Source organism: Rathayibacter sp. Leaf248 (assembly GCF_920939495.1).
Lineage (GTDB): Bacteria > Actinomycetota > Actinomycetes > Actinomycetales > Microbacteriaceae > Rathayibacter > Rathayibacter caricis.
Genome location: NZ_CAKLAV010000002.1, coordinates 122,048 through 140,922 on the forward strand (window position 1 = coordinate 122,048; position 18,875 = coordinate 140,922).

Sequence of the window (18,875 nt, forward strand, 5' to 3'; positions counted from 1 at the left end):
CTCCCCGATCGAGACCAGGGAGTCAGGCGCATGCCGAACCGCATCCTCCTCACCGGCGCCGCGGGTGCCGCCGCCACGGGAATCCGGCCGCTGCTCGCCGCCCTCGGCCACCGCGTCGTGCTGCTCGACATCGCCCCGATCGCTGCTGCGGCGTTCAACGAGACCGTGGTGCAGGGCAGCATCACCGACGCCGCGGTCCTCGACGCGGCCCTCGCCGGTGTCGACCTCGTCGTCCACCTCGGCGGGTTCTCCCGCGAGCGGCCGTGGCCCGACATCGCCGAGGTCAACATCGGCGGCACGCAGCTCCTGCTCGAGCGGGCGCACCTCGCGGGGGTGACGCGCATCGTGCTCGCGAGCTCGACGCACGCCGTCGGCTTCCACCCCGTCGGCACGGCGGTCGACGTGATGCAGCCCCGTCCCGACACGTTCTACGGAGTGTCCAAGGCGGCGATGGAGTCGCTCGGCAGCGTCTACGCCGACCGCTTCGGCACGACCGTGGTCGCCGCGCGGATCGGCACGATCGAAAAGCGGCCCAGCGGGCGGCGCTCGCTCTCGACCTGGCTCTCGTTCGAGGACTTCGTGCGGCTGATCGGGGCGACGGCGACGACCGAGCGGAGCGGCTTCCACGTGGTCTGGGCCGTCTCGGCGAACACCCGCGGCTGGTTCCCGCTCGAAGCGGGCCTCGCGATCGGGTACCGTCCCGAGGACGACGCCGAGCGCTTCGCCCCGGAGATCGAGGCGTCGACGCAGGGGGAGCCGCCCGTGTCCCACGGACTGATCGGCGGCGCGTTCGCGGATGACGAGCATCCGCTGGGAGGAGTCTGGTGAGCGAGCGCGACGAGGCGGGGGCGGCCGCCGTCCGGGCGGTGAAGTCGTCGGAGCGCACGCTCCGCCTGCTCGAGGTGCTCGCCGCGCATCCGGGACCCCTCGCGATCACCGAGCTGCACCGGCTCACCGGCTATCCCCGCTCGAGCCTCCACCAGCTGCTGCACACCATGGCCGCGAGCGACTGGATCGCGATGACGGCCGACGGCGCGCACGCGGCCATCGGCTCCCGCGCCCTGATCGTCGGCACGTCGTACCTCGACCACGACCCCGCTCTGCCCTGGGCGGTCGCCGCCCTCGAACGGGTGCGCACGCAGGTCGGCTACACCGCGCACTACGCCCGGCTCACCGGCTCCGACGTGCTCTACCTCGCCACCCGCGAGGCCCAGGAGTCGCGTCGCCGGACCTCCCGCGTCGGCCGGTTCCTGCCCGCCCACGCCACCGCGCTCGGCAAGGCGCTGCTCAGCGAGCGCACGAGCGTCGAGCGGGCCGAGGCCCTCGGGCAGGGCGAGCTCGTGGCGCTCACTCCGCACACCATCACCGACCGCGCAGCGCTCGAGACGCAGCTCGACGAGGTGCACGCCCGCCGCTACGCCGTGGAGCGCGAGGAGAACACGCCCGGCGTCTGCTGCATCGGCGTCCCCGTGCGCTACCGGATCCCCGCGACCGACGCAATCAGCGTCTCGATCCCGCTCGACCGCGCGGGCGACGACGAGATCGCGCACGTCGCCGGGACGGTGCGCGACATCGCCGACGAGCTGGCGACGACCCTGCAGCGCTCGGGCGTGCGGTGAACCCGCTCACCCGCTTCTGCGCCTACTCGTGGGACCTCGCCGACGACCCGGCCGCCGCCGACCGGGCGCTCGCCGCGGGCGTCTCGGGCGTCGCGATCGCGGCCGCGTACCACTCCGTCCGCGCCGCGACTCCGCTGCATCCCCGTCACCGCGTCGTCGATGCGGCGACCGCGGCCTTCTACTTGCCGGTGCGCCCCGAGGCGTGGGGGAGGCTCGTGCCCCGATCGGCCGCACCGTGGGCGGGCGAGGACGCGTTCGAGCGCGCCGCCGCGACGGCCCGCCGCGCGGGACTCGACGTCGAGGCGTGGGTGGTGCTGACGCACTCGTCGGTCCTCGGCACCGCGCATCCCGAGCTCTGCGTGCGGAGCGCCGCCGGCGACGTCTACCCGTACGCGCTCTGCCCGTCCCACGAGGACGTGCGCGCCTACGCGGTGTCGGTCGTGACCGAGACGGTGCTGCTCGGCGGCGTCGACACCCTCATGATCGAGGCGTGCGGGCCGCTGGGACTCGGGCACCTCGGCCACCACGAGAAGACCGCGGGCGCCGACTGGTCCCGGGTCGACGAGGACCTGCTCTCGCTGTGCTTCTGCGCGGCGTGCCGAGCGTCGATACGCTCGCGCGGGGGCGACCCGGACGCGCTCGCCGCGACCGTGCTCGCCGCCGTCGGCACCGGAGCGACCCGGGTCGAGGACGCGCTGGGGGAGGCGGCGACGCTGCTGCTGGAGGTGCGCGACCGCTCCCGCCGACAGCTCACCGCCGAGGTGACGGCCGCGGCACGAGCGGCGGGCGCGCGCCGACTGCTGTTCCACGCGCAGGCGGACCCGTGGGCGACCGGGCCGTTCGCGGCGCTCCTGGACACGCCGGGCGCCGACGGCGTCGTGCTCCCGGTGACCGATCTCGCGCTCGACGGAGGGTGCCGTCCGGCGGTACCGCCCGGTGTCCGCGTCGGCGGCTACCTGCCCGCGCTCCCGCCCGTCGATCCGGAGGCGGTGCCCGGCTGGGCGGAGCGGCTCCGCGATCTCGACGACCTGTACCTCTATCACCTGGGGCTGCTGTCACGGCGGCGGCTCGACGCGGTGGGCGAGCTGGTGACGCGACTGCGCGCGTAGCCTGAACGCGACGCGGGAGGTGCCGGGCGGATGCACGACGAGACGGAGCGCGCCCGCGTCCAGCGCCGCACGCTGATCGTGGTCGTCGTCGGGCAGGTGCTCGGCGGGGCGGGCCTTGCGGCCGGAGCGACCGTCGGCGCGCTGCTCGCGCAGGACCTCTTCGGCGGCGAGGGGCTCGCAGGGCTGTCGACAGCGCTGCTCACGCTCGGATCGGCGCTCGCCGCGTTCCTCGTCGGGCGCACGGCGCAGCGCCGCGGCCGTCGGCTCGGGCTCGGACTCGGCTTCGCCGCGGGCGGGCTCGGCGCGGTGGGCGTGGTCGTCGCGGCGGCCACCGGCAGCGCCGCCCTGCTGTTCGCCTCGCTCGTCGTCTACGGCGCGGGCAGCGCCACCAACCTCCAGGCCCGCTACGCCGCGACCGACCTCGCCCTGCCCTCGCACCGCGGCCGCGCGATCAGCACCGCGCTGGTCTCGACGACGCTCGGAGCGGTCGCCGCCCCGGCCGTCGTCGAGCCCCTCGGCGTCGTCGCGACCGGCCTCGGGCTGCCGGCGCTCGCGGGGCCGTCCCTGCTCGCCGCGGCGGCCTACCTCTCGGCGGGAGCCGCCCTCCTCCTGCTCCTGCGGCCCGACCCGCTCCTGCTCGCCCGCCGCCTCGGCGCGACGGCGGCACCCGTCGCGGTGGCACCGGTGCGGCGAGGGGCGGCGCCCGTGGGGGCGACGGTGATGGTGCTCACGCAGATCGCCATGGTCGCGATCATGACGATGACCCCGGTGCACATGCTCGCCCACGATCACGACCTCGGCGACGTGGGGCTGGTCATCGGGATCCACATCGGAGCGATGTACCTGCCGTCGCTGGTCACCGGTCCGCTGGTCGACCGCGTCGGCCCCACGGCCGTGGCGGGCGCCTCGGGGATCGTGCTCCTCGGGGCCGGAGCGATCGCCGCCCTCGCGCCCGGCGACTCCCTGGCCCTGCTGATCGCCGCGCTCGCGCTGCTCGGGCTGGGCTGGAACCTCGGCTTGATCTCGGGCACCGCCCTCGTCGTCGAGGGCACCTCGCCGGCCGACCGCGCCCGGGTGCAGGGGTCGCTGGACGTGCTGGTCGCCCTGTCCGGGGCGGGCGCGGGAGCCGCCTCCGGAGTGGTCGTCGCGAGCTCGGACTTCGCGGTGCTGAGCCTGGGCGGGGGCCTGCTGGCGCTGCTGCTGATCCCGGTGCTGGTGGTGGCGCGGGTGCGGCGGAACGCGGTGTGAGGGAGGCGCTTTCTGTACAAAAGAATGTCGAGGACGTACGATCCGGGTATGTCGACCGTTTCCGTCTCCGAAGCACGCGCTCGTTTCTCCGAGGTCCTCGAGCAGTCCCGTCTCGAGGCCGTGATCCTCGCGCGGCACGGCCGGCCGGAGGCGGTGGTGGTCAGCCCGGAGCAGTACGAGCGGATGCGGGACGCGCTGGAGGAGCTCGAGGACGTCAGGGCCTTCGATGAGGCGCTCGCAGAGGAGGGCGAGAACATCCCCTGGGCCCAGGCCAAGGCCGACCTGGGCTGGGGATGAGCCGCTACCGGATCGAGCTGCGGCCGGCCGCAGTGAAGGCGTTGCGCCGGATCGACGCGAGGGACCGCACGCGGTTGCAGGGGGTGATCGCACTGCTCGGCGAGGATCCTCGACCGCCGGGTGCACGAGCGCTCCAGGGGCGTCCCGGCCTGCGGGTCCGCGTGGGTGACTACAGAATCCTCTACACGGTCGACGACGGCGTGCTCGTCGTCGTGGTCGTCACGGTCGGGCATCGCCGCGACGTGTACGAGCGCTGATCCTCGACGCGGAGCCTCTTCCCCTCCGGCGCACGGCGCCCCTACTCTGAGCGGCGAACCCGACCTCCGGAGGCTCCCGTGTCCCTCGTCCGCGTGCACAACTTCTCGATCTCGCTCGACGGCTTCGGCGCGGGGGAGGGCCAGACGCTCGAGGCCCCCTTCGGTCACGCCGGCCACCGGCTGATGGGCTGGGCGATGGGCACCCGGACCTTCCGCGATATGGGGCTGCCCGGCGACGGACCGGGCTCGCGCGGGGTGGACGACGCGTTCGCGAGCGCCTGGGGAGAGGGCATCGGCGCCGAGATCATGGGCCGGAACAAGTTCGGTCCCCAGCGCGGACCGTGGGAGGACGAGCAGTGGCGCGGCTGGTGGGGTGAGGATCCGGTCTTCCGCACGCCGGTCGTCGTCCTGACGCACCATCCGCGGCCGACCCTCGAGATGGCGGGCGGCACGAGCTTCCACTTCGTCGACGCCGATCCGGCGGCCGCTCTCGCGACGGCGCGGGAGCTGGCGGACGGCGGCGACGTGCGGATCGGCGGCGGCGTCGCGACGGTGCGGCAGTTCCTCGAGGCGGATCTGATCGACCACCTCCACGTGGTGGTCGTGCCGATCGTGCTCGGCCGGGGCGAGCGGCTCTGGGACGGGCTCGAGGGCCTGGAGGAGCGCTACTCACTCGAGGCGACGCCCTCGCCGTCCGGAGTGGTGCACCTGGTCCTGACGCGGCGGGCGCGCTAGCGGGACGGGCCGGATCCGACCCGCGCGACTACGCTGGGAAGCCACATGGCATCCGACAGCGAGTACCCCGTCACCCTGACCGACCCCCTCGAGGAGCGCCTGCGCGCCCAGGTCGCCCGACAGGGCGAGCAGACCGTGGCGCTGCGCTCCGCGTCGCTGCTGACGGGCGGCTACGAGGGCGAGTCGTTCCTCCTCACCGTCGGCGGCGAGCACGCCGACGGCGTTCTGAAGGGCGCGCCGTCGCTGTACTGGCCGGAGCTGTGGGGTGCTCGCGCCCTGCTCTACGTGTGGGACGAGCAGGCGGCCGACGCTGTCGTCGCGGGGCTCTCGAACGCGTCGTGGCGGGTCCGCGAGATGTGCGCGCGGGTCTGCGCCGAGCGGATCCTCGGCGGGCAGAAGAAGCTGTCGCGCCTCACCACCGACGAGCACGCCCGCGTGCGGAGCGCCGGGGCGCGGGCGCTGGTCGCCGTCGCGATCGCGGGCATCGGCTCCGGCCGGGACGAGAAGGGCGAGTTCGCGGCCAGCGTGGAGCAGACGCTGACCGCGATGCTGCGCGACCCCGACCGCGACGTCCGCCGCGCGGTGCAGCAGTCGCTCGAGACGCTGCGCGCAGCGCGCGCCTGACCAGCGGAGTCAGCTGACCCGCTCCGGCACCGCCTCGCTGACGACGGCCGCGGAGTCGGCGAGTAGCTGCTCCCCGCCCGCGACCTTCGTGAGGACGAGCGCCTCCGGAGCGACCGCCAGGAACTCCGCGAGGACCACGGGATCCAGCAGGCTCGCGCCGAAGCCCTCTCGGGCCGCGCGTGCGGTGTGGACGGGGAGGTGCGCGTCGCTGAACGCCGGGCCCAGTCGCGTGGCGACGTCCGACGCTCCGGACACCCCGAGGGCGACGAGGGTCCCGGAGTCCCGCGCGCGTCGTGCGTGCTCGAGCGGTCCGTCGAGGCGGCGGGTCTCGAGCCAGGAGCGGCCCCAGTTGATCGCGGTGCCGAGGCCGTGGCGGTCGGCCTCCTCGAGCTCGGTGCCGAGATCGAGGAAGCCCTTCACCGGGTCGGGTCCCTCGAGGGAGTCGCAGTGCTCGACGACGATCCGCACCCCGTCGGGGTTCCTCCGCGACACGTCGTCGAGACTCCGGGCGAAGGCGGCCCGCGCGGCGGAAGGGTCCGAAGTGCCGGCGGGCGCGGAGTGGACCAGCACGGAGTCGATCACGAAGCGCCCCTCGCGATCGTTCACCGCCGCCGCGGCCGCGAGCGCCCGGCGGGTCAGCGCGACGGCCGCGCCCCTCCGCCCCTCGTCCGCGCTCGCCAGGCCGACGCCGCGCTCGAGGACCGCCGGCAGCAGGGTGAGCACGTGCCTCCCCGAGCGCGCCAGCAGTCGCAGCATCGCCTCCTCCTCCGGGACGAAGGCGCTGCCGAACGGGATCTCGAACCCGGAGCACCCGGTGACGAGCGCGATCCGCTCGTGGAACGCGTCAAAGGCCGCCGCGTCGAGCCGGGCCCGCTCCGGCGCCGACGGGTAGGCCCCGACGATCACCTAGCGCGCGCCGTCCACCCGCGCCGACGCGGGCAGGGCGAGGTCGTGGATGTATGCGGCGAGGTCGAGCAGAGGCTGACCCTCGTGCGGTCCGATCCCCTCCGGCTTCCAGCGGCTGATCGGTTCGATCATGAGCCGAGAGCTGTGGCGGAGGTAGTACTTGGCCGACGTGGGGTAGCGCGAGTTGATCGTGTGCTCGGCCACCGTCAGGAGGCGCTGCACGGCGACGGCCTCCTCCGAAGGCTGGTCGTCGTAGTGCTCGCAGAGCCACGCCACGTGCTCGGGGTAGATGTTGGCGGCGTAGCCGCTGAGCCCCGCCGCGCCGAGGCGGAGGGACTCGGTCAGCGAGGAGATCTGCGCGTTGTAGAGCTTCATCGGCGTGCCCGCGATCGCCCTCAGCCGCTCCTGCATCGTCGCGAGCGAGTGCGAGGTGTCCTTGTAGAAGACGAAGCGCCCGGTGCCGGCCATCCAGGCCACGTTCTGGGTCGAGGGCAGCCGCTTGAAGGGCACCGGGCACTCGTAGACGCCGAACTTCGCCTCGGGAACGGCGTCGAGGATGTGCTGCACCATGGCGCGCCACTCCTCCTCGGTGGTGGTGAGCCCGCCGACGAGGGAGGAGATGAGGACGACCGCGTCGACCCCGGTCGCGGCCATCGCCGCCGCCGACGCCGCCTGCTCGTCGGGCGTCCCGGAGGAGACGGAGGAGGCGACGACGGGGACCCGGCCGGCCGACCGGTCGACGACGCGGCGCGCGAGGGCGAGCCGCTCCTCCTCGGTCAGGTCGTACATCTCGCTCGAGAGCGCGACGGTGAAGATGCCGGCGGCGCCGTTGTCGATGAGCCAGTCGGTCAGGGCGTCGACCTGCTCGAGATCCAGGGAGCGGTCGGGACGGAACGGGGTGAGCATGACGGGCCAGCCGCCGTCGGGCAGGGTCGCTCCGGCGGTCGTCGTGGTCGTCGGGGTGTCGGTGCTGGTCATGTCGGTCCTTGTCTGTCGAAGGGTCGGTGCGGAGGGGCGTCAGCCCTTGAGCGAGCCGCTCACCAGGTCCAGGCGCCAGTAGCGCTGCAGGAACAGGAAGAGCGCGATGAGGGGGATCGTCGAGATCAGGCAGCCCATGATCACGACGTTGTAGGTGTTGGGCTGGTCGTTCCCCTGGTTCATCAGCGAGTAGAAGCCCACCGTCAGAGGGAAGGTCTCGGTGCGCGAGAGCATGATGAACGGCAGAAGGAAGTTGTTCCAGATGCCGACGAAATGCAGCAGGAACACGGTGATCAGGCCCGGCACCATCGGGTAGACCGCGATCCGCGAGAAGATCCGCCACTCGCTCGCGCCGTCGATCCGGCCCGCCTCGAGCATCTCGGTGGGCACCACCGCGGTCGCGTAGATCCGGCACAGGTAGATGCTGAACGGGCTGATCATGCAGGGCAGCAGCACCGACCAGTACGTCCCGGCGATCCCGATCGAGGAGAGCAGCAGGTACTGCGGGATCGCGAGGATCACCCCGGGGATGAGGACGCCGATCAGCAGGAAGTCGAACACCAGCTTCTTGCCGCGGAACGAGTACTTCGCGAGGCCGTATCCGGCGAGGGCCGAGACGACGGTGCCGAGCAGCCCGCCGCCTCCGGCGAAGATCAGGCTGTTGAGGCACCACGACCAGAACGCGCCGTCGCCGACTCCGAGCAGCAGAGCGAAGTTCTCCTGGAACCCGCCGGTGAAGCTCGGCGCGAGCGAGAAGGTCGTGAACAGCTCGCCCGAGCGCTTCGTCGCGGCGGTGAAGAGCCAGACGACGGGGAGGAGGCAGTAGCCGGCTCCGATCAGCAGGACGGCGGTGGGCCAGAACGCGCCGCGCGGCCGGGTGACGGTCGGTCCGCGGCGGCGCGCGCGGACGGACTGCGCGGCGTGCCCGGGATCCTCGACGACGGGAGGCAGCTTCGTGAGGGTGTCGGTCATGATCAGTCTTCTCCGAAGGCGCGCGTCTGCAGGAACCGCAGCAGGCCGAGCGAGGCGATGAGGGTGAGGAGGGTGACCACGACCGAGGTCGCGGACGCCGAGAAGAGGTCGTTCGTGACGAAGGCGTCGCGGTAGATCAGCATCATCGGCACCCACTCCGAGCCGATCACCGTGGTGAGCGTCACGAGCGTGTTGGGCTCCGAGAACACCTGCAGCGCGCCGATGATCGAGAACAGGCCGGTCATGATGACGCCCGGGACGATCAGCGGCAGCTTGATGCGCAGGGCGAGCTGCCACTCCGAGCAGCCGTCGATCCGGGCGGCGTCGTAGATCTCGGACGGCAGTCCCCGGAGCGAGGTGTAGAGGATCACCATGTTGAAGCCGACCGAGCCCCAGATCGCGATGTTCGCGACCGAGAGGAAGACGGAGTCGGGGCCGAGGAAGACCGGCGCGGGAAGGCCGAGGGCGCTCGCCGCGTCGACGAAGGGGCTCACTCCCGGCAGGTAGAGGAACCCCCACATCAGCGCGGCGATCACGCCCGGCACCGCGTACGGCACGAAGATCGCGATCCGCGAGAAGCGGCCGAAGCGGGTCGAGAGGTTGTCGAGCAGGAGCGCGAAGGCGAGCGCGAGGATCATCGTGACCGGCACCGAGAGCAGCGCGTAGGTCAGCATCCGGCCGAAACCGGCCCACAGGGCCGGGTCCGACAGGGTGCGCGCGTAGTTGTCGAAGCCGACGAACGTCTCGCGCTTGACTCCGAGGCCGCTGCCGCTGACCGTGCTGCCGCGGAAGCTGAGCCAGACCGTGTAGAGCAGCGGGAGGGCGAGGAGCCCGACGGCGAGGAGCACCGCGGGGGCCACGAAGAGCCAGGGTGCGGCTCGCGGGGCGAGGGTCGAGGGGCGCCCGGGGGAGGGCGCGGTCGTGGTCGTCATGGGAACCTCACTGTTCGAGACGGACGGACGGGGCCCCGCGACGCGCGGGGCCCCGGGGCGCTACTCCGCGACGTCGTAGCCGGACTTCTCGAGGTCGGCGACGGTCGCCTCCTGGACGCTCGCGAGCGCCTCCGTGAAGTCGCCCTTCTCGTTGACCGCGGCGCTGAAGGCGTTGGTGAAGGCGTCGTAGGCGACCGAGACGTTGGGGCCCCAGGTCACCGACGCGGTCATCCGGTCGATCTCGTCCGCCGTCGCGTAGAAGTCGGTCTGCTCGGGCAGCAGGGCCGGGGCCTGCTGCAGCTCGGGGAGCTCGCGACCGGCGAGGGAGGCCGGCCAGATGCTGGCGTACTCGATGTACGCCTCGAGGGCCTCGGTCGAGGTGTTGAGCCAGAGCGCGAACTCGCGGGCCTGCTCCGGGTGGTCGGAGCCGGTGGTGACGATCGTGCCGCTGCCGCCCAGGACGCCCGAGCTCGGGTCCGACGGGGTCCACTGCGGGATCGGCACCGCGGCCCACTTCCCGATCGTGTCGGGCGCGTTGTTCTGCAGCAGCGGAGGGGTCCAGACCGCGCCGAGCCAGCTGGCCAGGGTGCCGTCGGCGAGGGCGGCCTGCCACTCCGGAGTGAAGGTCTTGAACGTCGCGAGACTGCCGTCGTCGACGAGGCCCTGCCAGTAGTCTGCGACCTTCTGCGAGGCGGGGTCGTCGATGGCGACGGTCCAGGTGCCGTCCTCCTGGCTCCACCACTCGGCGCCGGCCTGCTGGCTGAGACCGGCGAACAGCTGCGCGTCGTTCGCGGGGAACGTCGCGAGGTACTTCGTCGGATCGGCGGCGTGCAGCGCGCGGGCGGCGTCGGCGTACTCGTCCCAGGTGGTCGGGGCGGTGAGGCCGTTCGCCTCGAAGATGTCGGTGCGGTAGTAGAGGAACATCGGCGCGGTGCCCTGCGGGACGGCGTAGTTCACTCCGTCGAAGGTCGTGAGGTCCCAGGCAGGTCCGACGGTCTCGTCCTCGCGGTCGCCCATGGTCGAGGTGACGTCGGAGGCGATCTCGCTCGTGATCAGGTTCGGCAGGTTCTCGTAGGTGGTGTTCGAGAGGTCGGGCAGAGTGCCGGCCTGCTTCGCGGCGCTGAGCTTCGCGACGATCTCGGCGCCTCCGGTGGAGGTGTTGACCTTCACCTGGGTGTCGGGGTTGGCCTGGTTCCAGACGTCGACGATCTTCTCGATGTTGGGCGCCCACGACCAGTACTCGAGGGTGACGGGGCCGTCGGCGGAGGCGTCGCTCTCGGCGGCCGACTCGGTCGTGCCGGAGCAGCCGGCGAGGAGGGCGGCGGAGGCGAGGGCGGCCACTGCCGCGAGGGACCTGGGGAACTTCTTCGTTCTCATCGGAGTCTTCATCCTGACGTCGATCCTCCGCGGCTCTGCAGAGGGTGATCGGGTCGCCGTCCCGGGATTCGTTACCGGTAACGAAATGTGCGACAGCATCACAGTAGGGCGGGCGGGCATCCGCCGCAAGAGGTGTTTCGTTACCGCTCACTATTCGGGGACGGGTCGCTCCGATCCTGCGCCCGGATCGACGGCGGGGGACAGTGTCAGGCGGGAGGTGCCGTCGACGTCCGCACGACGAGCTCGGGCACCGGGTACTGCACGGTCTCGGTCGGAGCTGTCCCCTCGACCATCGCGATCAGCGAGAGGACCGCCGCGCGGCCCATGCCCTCGAAGTCCTGCCGGATCGTGGTGAGGGGCGGATGGAAGAACTCGGCTTCGGCGATGTCGTCGAACCCGACGACGCTGACGTCCTCCGGGATGCGCCGCCCTGTCTCGTGCAGGCGGAGGAGGAGCCCGAGCGCCATGCGGTCGTTCGCCGCGACGACCGCCGTGACCTCGGGATCGGCGACGAGAGCGGGCGCCGCGGAGTAGCCGGACCGGGACGACCAGTCGCCGTGCACCAGCGGCAGGGCGGGCAGGCCGGCCTCGGCCATCGACTCCTCGTAGGCGCGGGCGCGGTCCTGCGCCGAGATCCACCGCTCGGGGCCGGCGAGATGGGCGATGCGGCGGTGCCCGAGCTCGAGCAGGTGGGACACGGCGAGCCGGGTGCCGACGGCGGAGGCGCCGCTCGCGCGCGGACCGCCGCGGTCGATGTGCACCGGGATCGGCAGGTCGAGCGTGCGGAGGGCCTCGCCCACCTCGTCCGTGGGCGCCGTGGCGAGGATCCCCTCGAGGTCCCGGCTGCCGAGCGCGTCCAGTGCGTCGCGGAGCTCGGCAGGGTCGGCGGTGTCGACGCTGATGATGTCGAGGGAGTAGCCGACGCGGCGGGCGGCCTCGCTCGCTCCCTGCATCGTCTTGCCGGGAGCGGTTCCTGCTAGCTCGTGCACCAGGGCGCCGAGGCGGTGGGTGCGCCGGGTGGCGAGGGAGCGCGCGGTGGTGTTCGTCCGATAGTTCAGCGCATGCAGGGCCTCCTCGACCCGGATGCGGTTGGCGGGGCGGATGCCGCCCGTGCCGGTGAGGAATCGCGAGACGGTCTGGTGCGAGACCCCCGCCCTGCGAGCGACGTCGTAGATGGTGGCCGCTCGTGCAGGTCTGTCCGACATCCCCGCCTCCGTCCTCGTCGATCCGTCTGCGGCAACGATAGGGGAGCGTCGCAGTGGGGGCAGCGTGGGCCGGCGCCGCCCCTCGGCGAGCAGCCTCAAAAATAGAACTGTATGGTACAGTTCTGTTCGTGCAGCCTCCCGTGTCCGCCTACTCGCTCCGCCGCGCGGACGCGGTGCTCGAGGCGACGCTGGACGTGCTGGCCGAGGTCGGCTTCGCCCGCCTGACCGTCGACATGATCGCGACGAGGGCGCACGCGTCCAAGGCCACCATCTACCGGCGCTGGGCGACGAAGACCGAGCTAGTGCGCGCCGCCGCCGCGCTGGTCGAGGTCGAGACGGTCCCGGCCGAGGTCGACGCCGACGCCGCCGAGGCACTGCGCGCCGTCCTCGAGAGCCTGCGGTCCATGACCGTCGGCCGGCTGGGCCGCCTCGTCACCGCGCTGACCACCGCGGCGGTCGACGACCCCGACATCCGCGCGACGGTCCACGAGGAGCTCGTCGTGCCGCTGCACCGCGGCACCGCGGCCGCCCTCGACGAACTGCGCGACGCCGGAGTGATCGACGCGCACGCCGACACCGCGCTGGCCGCGCAGGCGCTGATCGCGCTGACGGTCGACCGCGCCGTCGCCACGGGCACCGCGGCGACCCCGGCCGAGCTCGAGGCGCTGCTCGCGGCGTGGGTGCTGCCGGTGCTGGCGCCGGCCGCGACGGGACGACGGACGAAGGGGCCGACGGCCGGACCCGGATAGCAGGAGCACCGCTCCCGCATCCCCGTCACCCTCTCCCGTCAGGAACACTCGTGCCCACGCCCTCCCGCGCGCCCGAAAGCGCGCGCCGCACTCCTCGTCGGGGCCGTCCCGGCCTCACCCTCGCCGCCGTCTCGTTCGGCCTCTTCATGGTCGGACTCGACGGCACCGTCGTCTCGATCGCCAACCCCGCCATCGCCGCCTCGCTCGGCACCTCGTTCGCCGAGCTGCAGTGGATCACCAACGCGTACCTGCTCGGCCTCGCGGTGTTCCTCATCCTGGGCGGCACGCTCGGCGACCGCTTCGGCCGCCGCCGCATGTACCTGATCGGCGTCGCCGCCTTCGCCGTCACCTCGGTCGCGATCGGCCTGGTCGGGTCCGCGGAGGGGGTCATCGCCTTCCGCGCCCTCCAGGGGCTGAGCGCCGCGCTGCTCATGCCGCAGACGCTCGCCCTGCTGCGCTCGACCTTCCCGAAGGAGAAGTTCGGCATGGCGGTGGGCATCTGGGGCGGCGTCTCGTCGGTCGCCATCGCGGCGGGCCCGATCGTCGGAGGGGCGCTCGTCGCGCTCTTCGGCTGGGAGTCGGTCTTCTTCATCAACGCCCCGATCGCCGTCGTCGGCCTGATCCTCGGCGGCAGCGTGCTGGCGGAGTCGACCGCTCCGACCCGCGGCCGCTTCGACGTCGCCGGCGTGGCCCTGCTCGCTCTCGGCCTCTTCGGCCTCGTGCTGGGCGTCGTCCAGTCGGAGTCGTGGGGCTGGACGAGTCCGCTGACGCTCGGCGCGATCGCGCTCGGCCTGGCGCTGCTCGCGGCCTTCGTCGTGGTCGAGAACCGCGTCGGGACGCCTCTGGTGCCGATGTCGCTGTTCCGCAACCCGACGCTCTCGGTCGGGGCCGTCGCCATCGCCGTCAACTTCTTCGCCCTGTTCGGAGCGACGTTCTTCCTGTCGCTGTTCCTGCTCAACCTGCGCGGCGTCGCGGGCGTGCAAGCCGGCGTGATGCTCCTGCCGCTCAGCGGGGTGTCGATCATCGCGTCGCCGCTCGGAGCGATGCTGGTCGCGAAGTGGGGCATCCGGCCCACGATGACGACGGGGCTCGGCCTGATCGCCGTCTCGATGCTCGGGCTGACCTTCCTCACGACCGACTCGGCCTACCTCGCGATGGCCGTGCCGTTCGTGCTGCTCGCCCTCGGGGTCGGCCTGGTCATGACCTCCGGAGCCGACGCGATCGTCGGCAGCGCACCCGTCCGCCTGGCCGGCGTCGCGGGCGGGCTCCAGGCCACGTCGCTGCAGCTCGGCGGCGCGCTCGGCACCTCCGTCTTCGCCGCGGTCGTCGCGGCGGCCGCGAGTGCCGGCACGAGCGGGCTCGGTCTCTCGGAGTCGGCCCGCGAGGGCGTCGCGCAGGGGCTCGTCCCCGCCGGCGCTGCACCGGACGTCGCGGCCGCGGCCGCCGACGCGTTCCTGAGCGGGCTGCACACCGCGTTCCTCGCCGCCGCGGTGGTCGCGGCGATCGCCGCGATGCTCGCCGTGGTGTTCGTCCGCTCCAGCACCCCGCATCACGACGGGGCGACGGTGCTCGAGGAGGTCGCCGCGGGCACGGCGGCCTGACGACGGCGAGGGCTCCCGTCGCGGGAGCCCGACGCTCAGCCGCCGACGCTCGAGCCGAAGCCCGACTTGCCCGTGCTGCCGAAGCCGCCCGAGAGGGTCTGCTTGGAGCCGACCGTCGCTCCGGCCGGCGCCTTCTGCACGACGTCGGGCTGCGTCGCTCCGCGCGCCGCGAATCCGCCGCTCTTGACGGGCGCCCAGCTGGTCGCGCGGGTCGAGTTCCACCGCGACGACGCGAAGATGAGCGGCCCGAGCCAGAAGCCGCCGGCGTAGTGGCCGCGGTACTCGTCGGTCGCCTCGCAGAGCTGCTCCGGATCGTCGGCCACGGTCTCGCCCTCGGCCTGCAGCTTCGCGATCTGCTCGCGGACGTCGGCCAGGCAGTCCTCGCGGCTGGCGTAGACCGGGCGCTCGGCGTTCTCGGGGATCACGTAGTCCTCGCCGTCGGCTCCGGTGGTCACGACGCCGTCGGACGACGGATCGCCCGCGCTCAGCGCGACGGCCAGGCCGATCGCCCCGACCGCGACGACTCCGCCGATGATCAGGCCGCGGCGCTTGGAGGCGATGCCGCTGATGCCCACGTCGGCGGAGCGGCGGCGGTCGGTGCGGACGGCGCTGTCGTCGTCCTCGGTGGCGGCGTCGCGGGGACGGTTCTCGGGGTCGGTCATCGGGTCTCCTCGTCCTGCGGGCGGTCGTCGCGGGCGTCCTGGGGGCGGGTCGGCTCGGGACTGCCGAAGGCGGGATCGCTCCGCCCGCCCTCGATGTAGTGGGGCACGAACTCGGCGAGATCGCCCGTGATCAGGCCGCTCGTCTCGCGCACATCGATCCCGGCGGGGGTCTCGCCGACGATCCAACTGCCGATCACGACCGTCTTGCCGTCGAGGCGGGCGAGCTCGGCGCGTGCCTGGTGGATGAAGCCCTCCTCGCCGTAGACGCCGCCGTTCTCGGCGACGACCGAGCCGTCGGCGTCGAGGACCGTGACGTTCGCGCCCTCCCGGCCGAGGCGGGGCTTGCGCACCTGGGCGGTGCCGACGAGCGGCTCGGCGGAGGCGGGGAGCAGGTTCGGGTGCCCGCGGAACATCTCCCAGAGCACGACGAGCAGCTGCTTGTTGCTGAGCAGGAGCTTCCACGCGGGCTCGACCCAGCGCGTGCGCTCGCGCCGGTCGAGCAGGAGCCCGCCGAACTGCTCGCCGAGCATCCACTCCCACGGGTAGAGCTTGAAGATGCGGCGGATCGGCTCGCCGTCGGCGTCGACGAAGCCCGCGCCGTCGAGCTCGTACCGGATGTCCTCGACGAAGATCAGCTTGGGGTCGAAGCCCGCCTGCGCCGCCGTCTCGGCCATGTAGGCGACGGTGTCGGCGTCCTCCACGATCAGCTCGCCGTCGCCGGAGTCGCGGAGCGACGCGAGGTGCAGCCGGGCCCCCTCGTCGAGTGTCCAGCGCTCGAGCCGGAGGTGGCGCCACTGCTCGACGAGCTGCTCGTGCAGGCTGTTGAACTGGTCGGCATCGGGCCCGTGCACGTCGATCAGCCACTGCCACTGGGCGGCGGCCGTCTCGACGAGCGAGGTCGGGGTGTCGGCGTTGAACTCGAGGAGCTTCACCGCGCCGCGGTCGTCGTAGGCGAGGTCGAAGCGGCCGTAGACGGTGGGGTCGTCCTCGTCCCAGGAGGTGCGCACCAGCTCGTGGAACCGCTCCGGGATGCCGAACTCGGCGAAGCGCCCCTCGCGCACGACCTTCTCGCACGCCTCCATGCAGAGGTCGAACAGCTCCTTGGTCACGCCCTCGAGCAGGTCGATCTCGGCCGGGGCGAAGCTGTAGGCCGCGAGCTCGTTCCAGTAGGGCCGGCCGCCCTCGGACGGCAGGTCGTAGAAGCTGAAACCGACCTCGTCGAGGCGGGCGCGCCACTCCGGACGCGGGGTCGAGGTGTGTCTGCGCATGGTGTCTCGTCAGTGTACGTCCGGGTTCCGACACCGGGCAGGGGGTTCCCGTGCGGTGCGGAGGCGCTCCACGCGGCAGACTCGACAGGAGAACGACGCAGGGGTGCGCAGGGCACCGCCCGAGCCTCCGAAGCCGTCGTCGGATCCGACCGGAAGGCAGTCCATGACCACCGCACCCCGCATCGCTCCGCTCGACGGGCTCCGCGTGCTCGAGCTGGGCAACTTCATCGCCGCTCCGACCGCGGGCCGCTTGCTGGCCGACTTCGGCGCCGAGGTGATCAAGGTCGAGCGGCCCGGCACCGGCGACGAGCTGCGCAAGTGGCGCCTGCACGCGGGCTCGACCACGTCGATGCTGTTCCACACCATCAACCGCAACAAGAAGTCGATCACCCTCGATCTGCGCACGGAGGAGGGCCGCGACGCCGTCCGCCGGCTGGCCGTCGAGTGCGACGTGGTGCTCGAGAACTTCCGGCCCGGCACCCTCGAGCGCTGGGGGATCGGGCCCGACGTGCTGAACGAGGCGAACCCCGACCTCGTGATCGGCCGGATCTCGGCGTTCGGGCAGACCGGCCCGCTGTCGGAGCGCCCCGGGTTCGCCGCGGTGGCGGAGGCGATGGGCGGGTTCCGCGAGCTCGTCGGCGACCCCGACCGGCCGCCCGTGCGCGTCGGCGTCTCGATCGGCGACTCCATCGCCGGCCTCTACGCGGGGTACGGAGTCATGATGGCGCTCTTCCAGCGCGAGACGCGGCGGGCGGCGGGCCTGGGCCCCGCACCGCTCGAGGAGCGGGTGATCGACGTGGCCCTGAACGAGGCGATGTTCTCGATGATGGAGTCGCTGATCCCCGACTACCAGGCCCACGGCGTCGTCCGCGAGCGCGTCGGCGGGCGGATGGAGGGCATCGCGCCCACCAACGCGTACACCTGCTCCGACGGGTCGAGCATCGTGATCGCCGGCAACGGCGACGCGATCTTCCAGCGCCTCATGGAGATCATCGGACGCGAGGATCTCGCCGCCGACGAGGGCCTGGCCTCGAACGACCTGCGCTGGCGGCGCCGCGACGAGCTCGACGCCGCGATCGGCGCGTGGACGGCGACCCAGACCTCTGCAGAGGCCCTCGCGGTCCTCGACGAGAGCGGCGTCCCCTCCGGCCCGATCTACACGGCGGCCGACATCAGCGCGAGCGAGCAGTACGCCGCGCGCGACATGATCCAGAAGTTCGACGTCGACACGGGCGCCGGCACGATCGAGGACGTCGGCTTCCCCGGCGTCGTCCCCGTGCTCGGCGGCCGATCGCTCCCGATCCGCACACTCGCCCCCGAGCTGGGGCACGACACCGAGGAGGTCCTGGCGATGCTCCAGGGCGCGACCCCCACCCCCCGCGCCGCCGAGGCGGACGCCCGATGACCGCGCGCCTGCGCGACGTGACCCTGCGCGACGGACTGCAGCTCACGGGCCGGATGCTGTCGACCGAGCGCAAGGTGGGCCTCGCCCGCGCGCTCCTCGCCGCCGGGGTGCCCGAGCTCGAGATCGGCTCGATGGCCCGCGGCGACGTGGTGCCTCCGATGGCGAACACGCTCGAGGTGATCGCGGCGCTGACGCCGGAGGAGCTCGAGCGGAGCTGGGTCTGGGTCGCGACTCCGCGGCACATCGAGAAGGCCGCGGCGGCCGGAGCGCGGAACTTCCAGTACTGCTTCTCGGCCTCCGACTCGCACAACCGCGCGAACATCGGCCGCCCCACCGAGGCGAGCCTGGACGCCATGCCGGAGGCGGTCGCGCTCGCCCACGGCGTCGGCGGGCGCATCCAGCTCTGCATCGCCACGTCCTTCACCTGCCCGTTCGAGGGGGCGGTGCCGGAGGAGCGCGTCCTCGCGATCGCGAACGACCCCCGGGCCGAGGGTGCCGAGGACGTCGTGATCTGCGACACCCTCGGTCAGGCGCATCCGGGGCAGGTCGCATCGCTCGTCGCGCGGGTCGCCGCCGAGACCCCGCCCCGCGAGATCGTGTTCCACGGCCACGACACCTGGGGCTCGGGCGTCGCGAACGCGCTGGCCGCCGTGCAGGCGGGCGCCTCGGTCGTCGACGGAGCGCTCGGCGGACTCGGGGGCTGCCCGTTCGCGCCGGGTGCGAGCGGCAACACCGCCTCCGAGGACCTGCTCTTCGCGATGCGACCGGAGTGGCTCGACACCGCGGCGTTCGCGGCGCTGGTCCGTCAGTCGGAGAGCCTGCTGGAGGAGCTCGGCGAGCCGAACCGGTCGAAGGCGCGGCAGGGTGCGCGGTCGCCCGCGAAGGCGTTCCCGTGGGTGCTGGCCGACTGAGGACCGCGAGCCCCGGTCCG

General features: G+C 72.9%; 20 protein-coding genes. 12 read left to right on the top strand and 8 right to left on the bottom strand.

What is annotated here, in order from left to right:
• The first annotated feature begins 30 nt into the window (after positions 1-30).
• The 8 genes from LRG51_RS13625 to LRG51_RS13660 all read left to right on the top strand — a co-directional run bounded on the left by LRG51_RS13625 (position 31) and on the right by LRG51_RS13660 (position 5,889).
• Positions 31-828 (top strand): NAD-dependent epimerase/dehydratase family protein, encoded by a 798-nt coding sequence (locus tag LRG51_RS13625; protein ID WP_230673207.1) that lies wholly within the window; start codon positions 31-33, stop codon positions 826-828.
• Positions 825-1,619: an IclR family transcriptional regulator gene (locus LRG51_RS13630; protein ID WP_230673208.1), complete on the top strand. Its 795-nt coding sequence runs from the start codon at positions 825-827 to the stop codon at positions 1,617-1,619. The genes LRG51_RS13625 and LRG51_RS13630 overlap by 4 nt, the downstream gene beginning before the upstream one ends.
• The gene (locus LRG51_RS13635) at positions 1,616-2,728 is read left to right on the top strand and encodes a hypothetical protein (RefSeq protein ID WP_230673209.1); all 1,113 of its coding nucleotides are present in this window, start codon (positions 1,616-1,618) and stop codon (positions 2,726-2,728) included. The genes LRG51_RS13630 and LRG51_RS13635 overlap by 4 nt, the downstream gene beginning before the upstream one ends.
• A gap of 30 nt (positions 2,729-2,758) precedes the next feature.
• Positions 2,759-3,976 carry an MFS transporter gene (locus tag LRG51_RS13640; RefSeq protein WP_230673210.1) on the top strand — a complete coding sequence of 406 codons (1,218 nt, stop codon included), beginning with the start codon at positions 2,759-2,761 and terminating at the stop codon, positions 3,974-3,976.
• 48 nt (positions 3,977-4,024) lie between these two features.
• A complete protein-coding gene (locus LRG51_RS13645) occupies positions 4,025-4,273 on the top strand; it encodes a type II toxin-antitoxin system Phd/YefM family antitoxin (protein ID WP_055789909.1) in 249 nt (82 codons plus the stop codon).
• Complete coding sequence (locus LRG51_RS13650; protein WP_055789912.1) at positions 4,270-4,530, top strand: type II toxin-antitoxin system RelE family toxin; 261 nt, start codon at positions 4,270-4,272, stop codon at positions 4,528-4,530. Before LRG51_RS13645 ends, LRG51_RS13650 begins: the two co-directional genes overlap by 4 nt.
• A gap of 78 nt (positions 4,531-4,608) precedes the next feature.
• Positions 4,609-5,265, top strand: coding sequence for a dihydrofolate reductase family protein (locus LRG51_RS13655; RefSeq protein ID WP_230673211.1), 657 nt, complete (start codon positions 4,609-4,611; stop codon positions 5,263-5,265).
• 45 nt (positions 5,266-5,310) lie between these two features.
• Complete coding sequence (locus LRG51_RS13660) at positions 5,311-5,889, top strand: HEAT repeat domain-containing protein (RefSeq protein WP_230673212.1); 579 nt, start codon at positions 5,311-5,313, stop codon at positions 5,887-5,889.
• Between the two features lie 9 nt (positions 5,890-5,898).
• Here the strand turns inward: LRG51_RS13660 and LRG51_RS13665 are convergent, their stop codons facing one another.
• From LRG51_RS13665 to LRG51_RS13690, 6 genes are all read right to left on the bottom strand, one after another.
• The gene (locus tag LRG51_RS13665; protein ID WP_230673213.1) at positions 5,899-6,795 is read right to left on the bottom strand and encodes a DUF4862 family protein; all 897 of its coding nucleotides are present in this window, start codon (positions 6,793-6,795) and stop codon (positions 5,899-5,901) included.
• On the bottom strand, positions 6,796-7,773 hold the full coding sequence (locus LRG51_RS13670) for a dihydrodipicolinate synthase family protein (RefSeq protein ID WP_230673214.1): 978 nt from the start codon (positions 7,771-7,773) through the stop codon (positions 6,796-6,798).
• Positions 7,774-7,812: 39 nt separating this feature from the next.
• Positions 7,813-8,745 (bottom strand): carbohydrate ABC transporter permease, encoded by a 933-nt coding sequence (locus LRG51_RS13675; protein WP_230673215.1) that lies wholly within the window; start codon positions 8,743-8,745, stop codon positions 7,813-7,815.
• A gap of 2 nt (positions 8,746-8,747) precedes the next feature.
• Positions 8,748-9,677 (bottom strand): carbohydrate ABC transporter permease, encoded by a 930-nt coding sequence (locus LRG51_RS13680; protein ID WP_230673216.1) that lies wholly within the window; start codon positions 9,675-9,677, stop codon positions 8,748-8,750.
• 60 nt (positions 9,678-9,737) lie between these two features.
• Positions 9,738-11,054 (bottom strand): ABC transporter substrate-binding protein, encoded by a 1,317-nt coding sequence (locus tag LRG51_RS13685; protein ID WP_230673217.1) that lies wholly within the window; start codon positions 11,052-11,054, stop codon positions 9,738-9,740.
• 206 nt (positions 11,055-11,260) lie between these two features.
• Positions 11,261-12,259, bottom strand: a complete 999-nt coding sequence (locus tag LRG51_RS13690; RefSeq protein ID WP_230673218.1) for a LacI family DNA-binding transcriptional regulator — start codon at positions 12,257-12,259, stop codon at positions 11,261-11,263.
• A 128-nt stretch (positions 12,260-12,387) separates the two neighbouring features.
• On the opposite strand from LRG51_RS13690, the gene LRG51_RS13695 reads away from it, so the two are divergent.
• Positions 12,388-13,008: a TetR/AcrR family transcriptional regulator gene (locus tag LRG51_RS13695; RefSeq protein ID WP_230673219.1), complete on the top strand. Its 621-nt coding sequence runs from the start codon at positions 12,388-12,390 to the stop codon at positions 13,006-13,008.
• Between the two features lie 50 nt (positions 13,009-13,058).
• Positions 13,059-14,609 (top strand): MFS transporter, encoded by a 1,551-nt coding sequence (locus LRG51_RS13700; protein WP_230673220.1) that lies wholly within the window; start codon positions 13,059-13,061, stop codon positions 14,607-14,609.
• A gap of 35 nt (positions 14,610-14,644) precedes the next feature.
• Here LRG51_RS13700 and LRG51_RS13705 read toward each other — a convergent pair whose 3' ends face one another.
• On the bottom strand, positions 14,645-15,271 hold the full coding sequence (locus tag LRG51_RS13705; RefSeq protein ID WP_230673221.1) for a hypothetical protein: 627 nt from the start codon (positions 15,269-15,271) through the stop codon (positions 14,645-14,647).
• Positions 15,268-16,539, bottom strand: coding sequence for a glutathionylspermidine synthase family protein (locus tag LRG51_RS13710; RefSeq protein WP_082481161.1), 1,272 nt, complete (start codon positions 16,537-16,539; stop codon positions 15,268-15,270). The genes LRG51_RS13705 and LRG51_RS13710 overlap by 4 nt, the downstream gene beginning before the upstream one ends.
• Positions 16,540-16,702: 163 nt before the next feature.
• Between LRG51_RS13710 and LRG51_RS13715 the strand changes: the two genes are divergently transcribed.
• Both LRG51_RS13715 and LRG51_RS13720 read left to right on the top strand, forming a co-directional pair.
• A complete protein-coding gene (locus LRG51_RS13715; RefSeq protein WP_230673222.1) occupies positions 16,703-17,944 on the top strand; it encodes a CaiB/BaiF CoA transferase family protein in 1,242 nt (413 codons plus the stop codon).
• A complete protein-coding gene (locus LRG51_RS13720) occupies positions 17,941-18,855 on the top strand; it encodes a hydroxymethylglutaryl-CoA lyase (RefSeq protein ID WP_055789930.1) in 915 nt (304 codons plus the stop codon). Before LRG51_RS13715 ends, LRG51_RS13720 begins: the two co-directional genes overlap by 4 nt.
• The last annotated feature ends 20 nt before the right edge of the window (positions 18,856-18,875 follow it).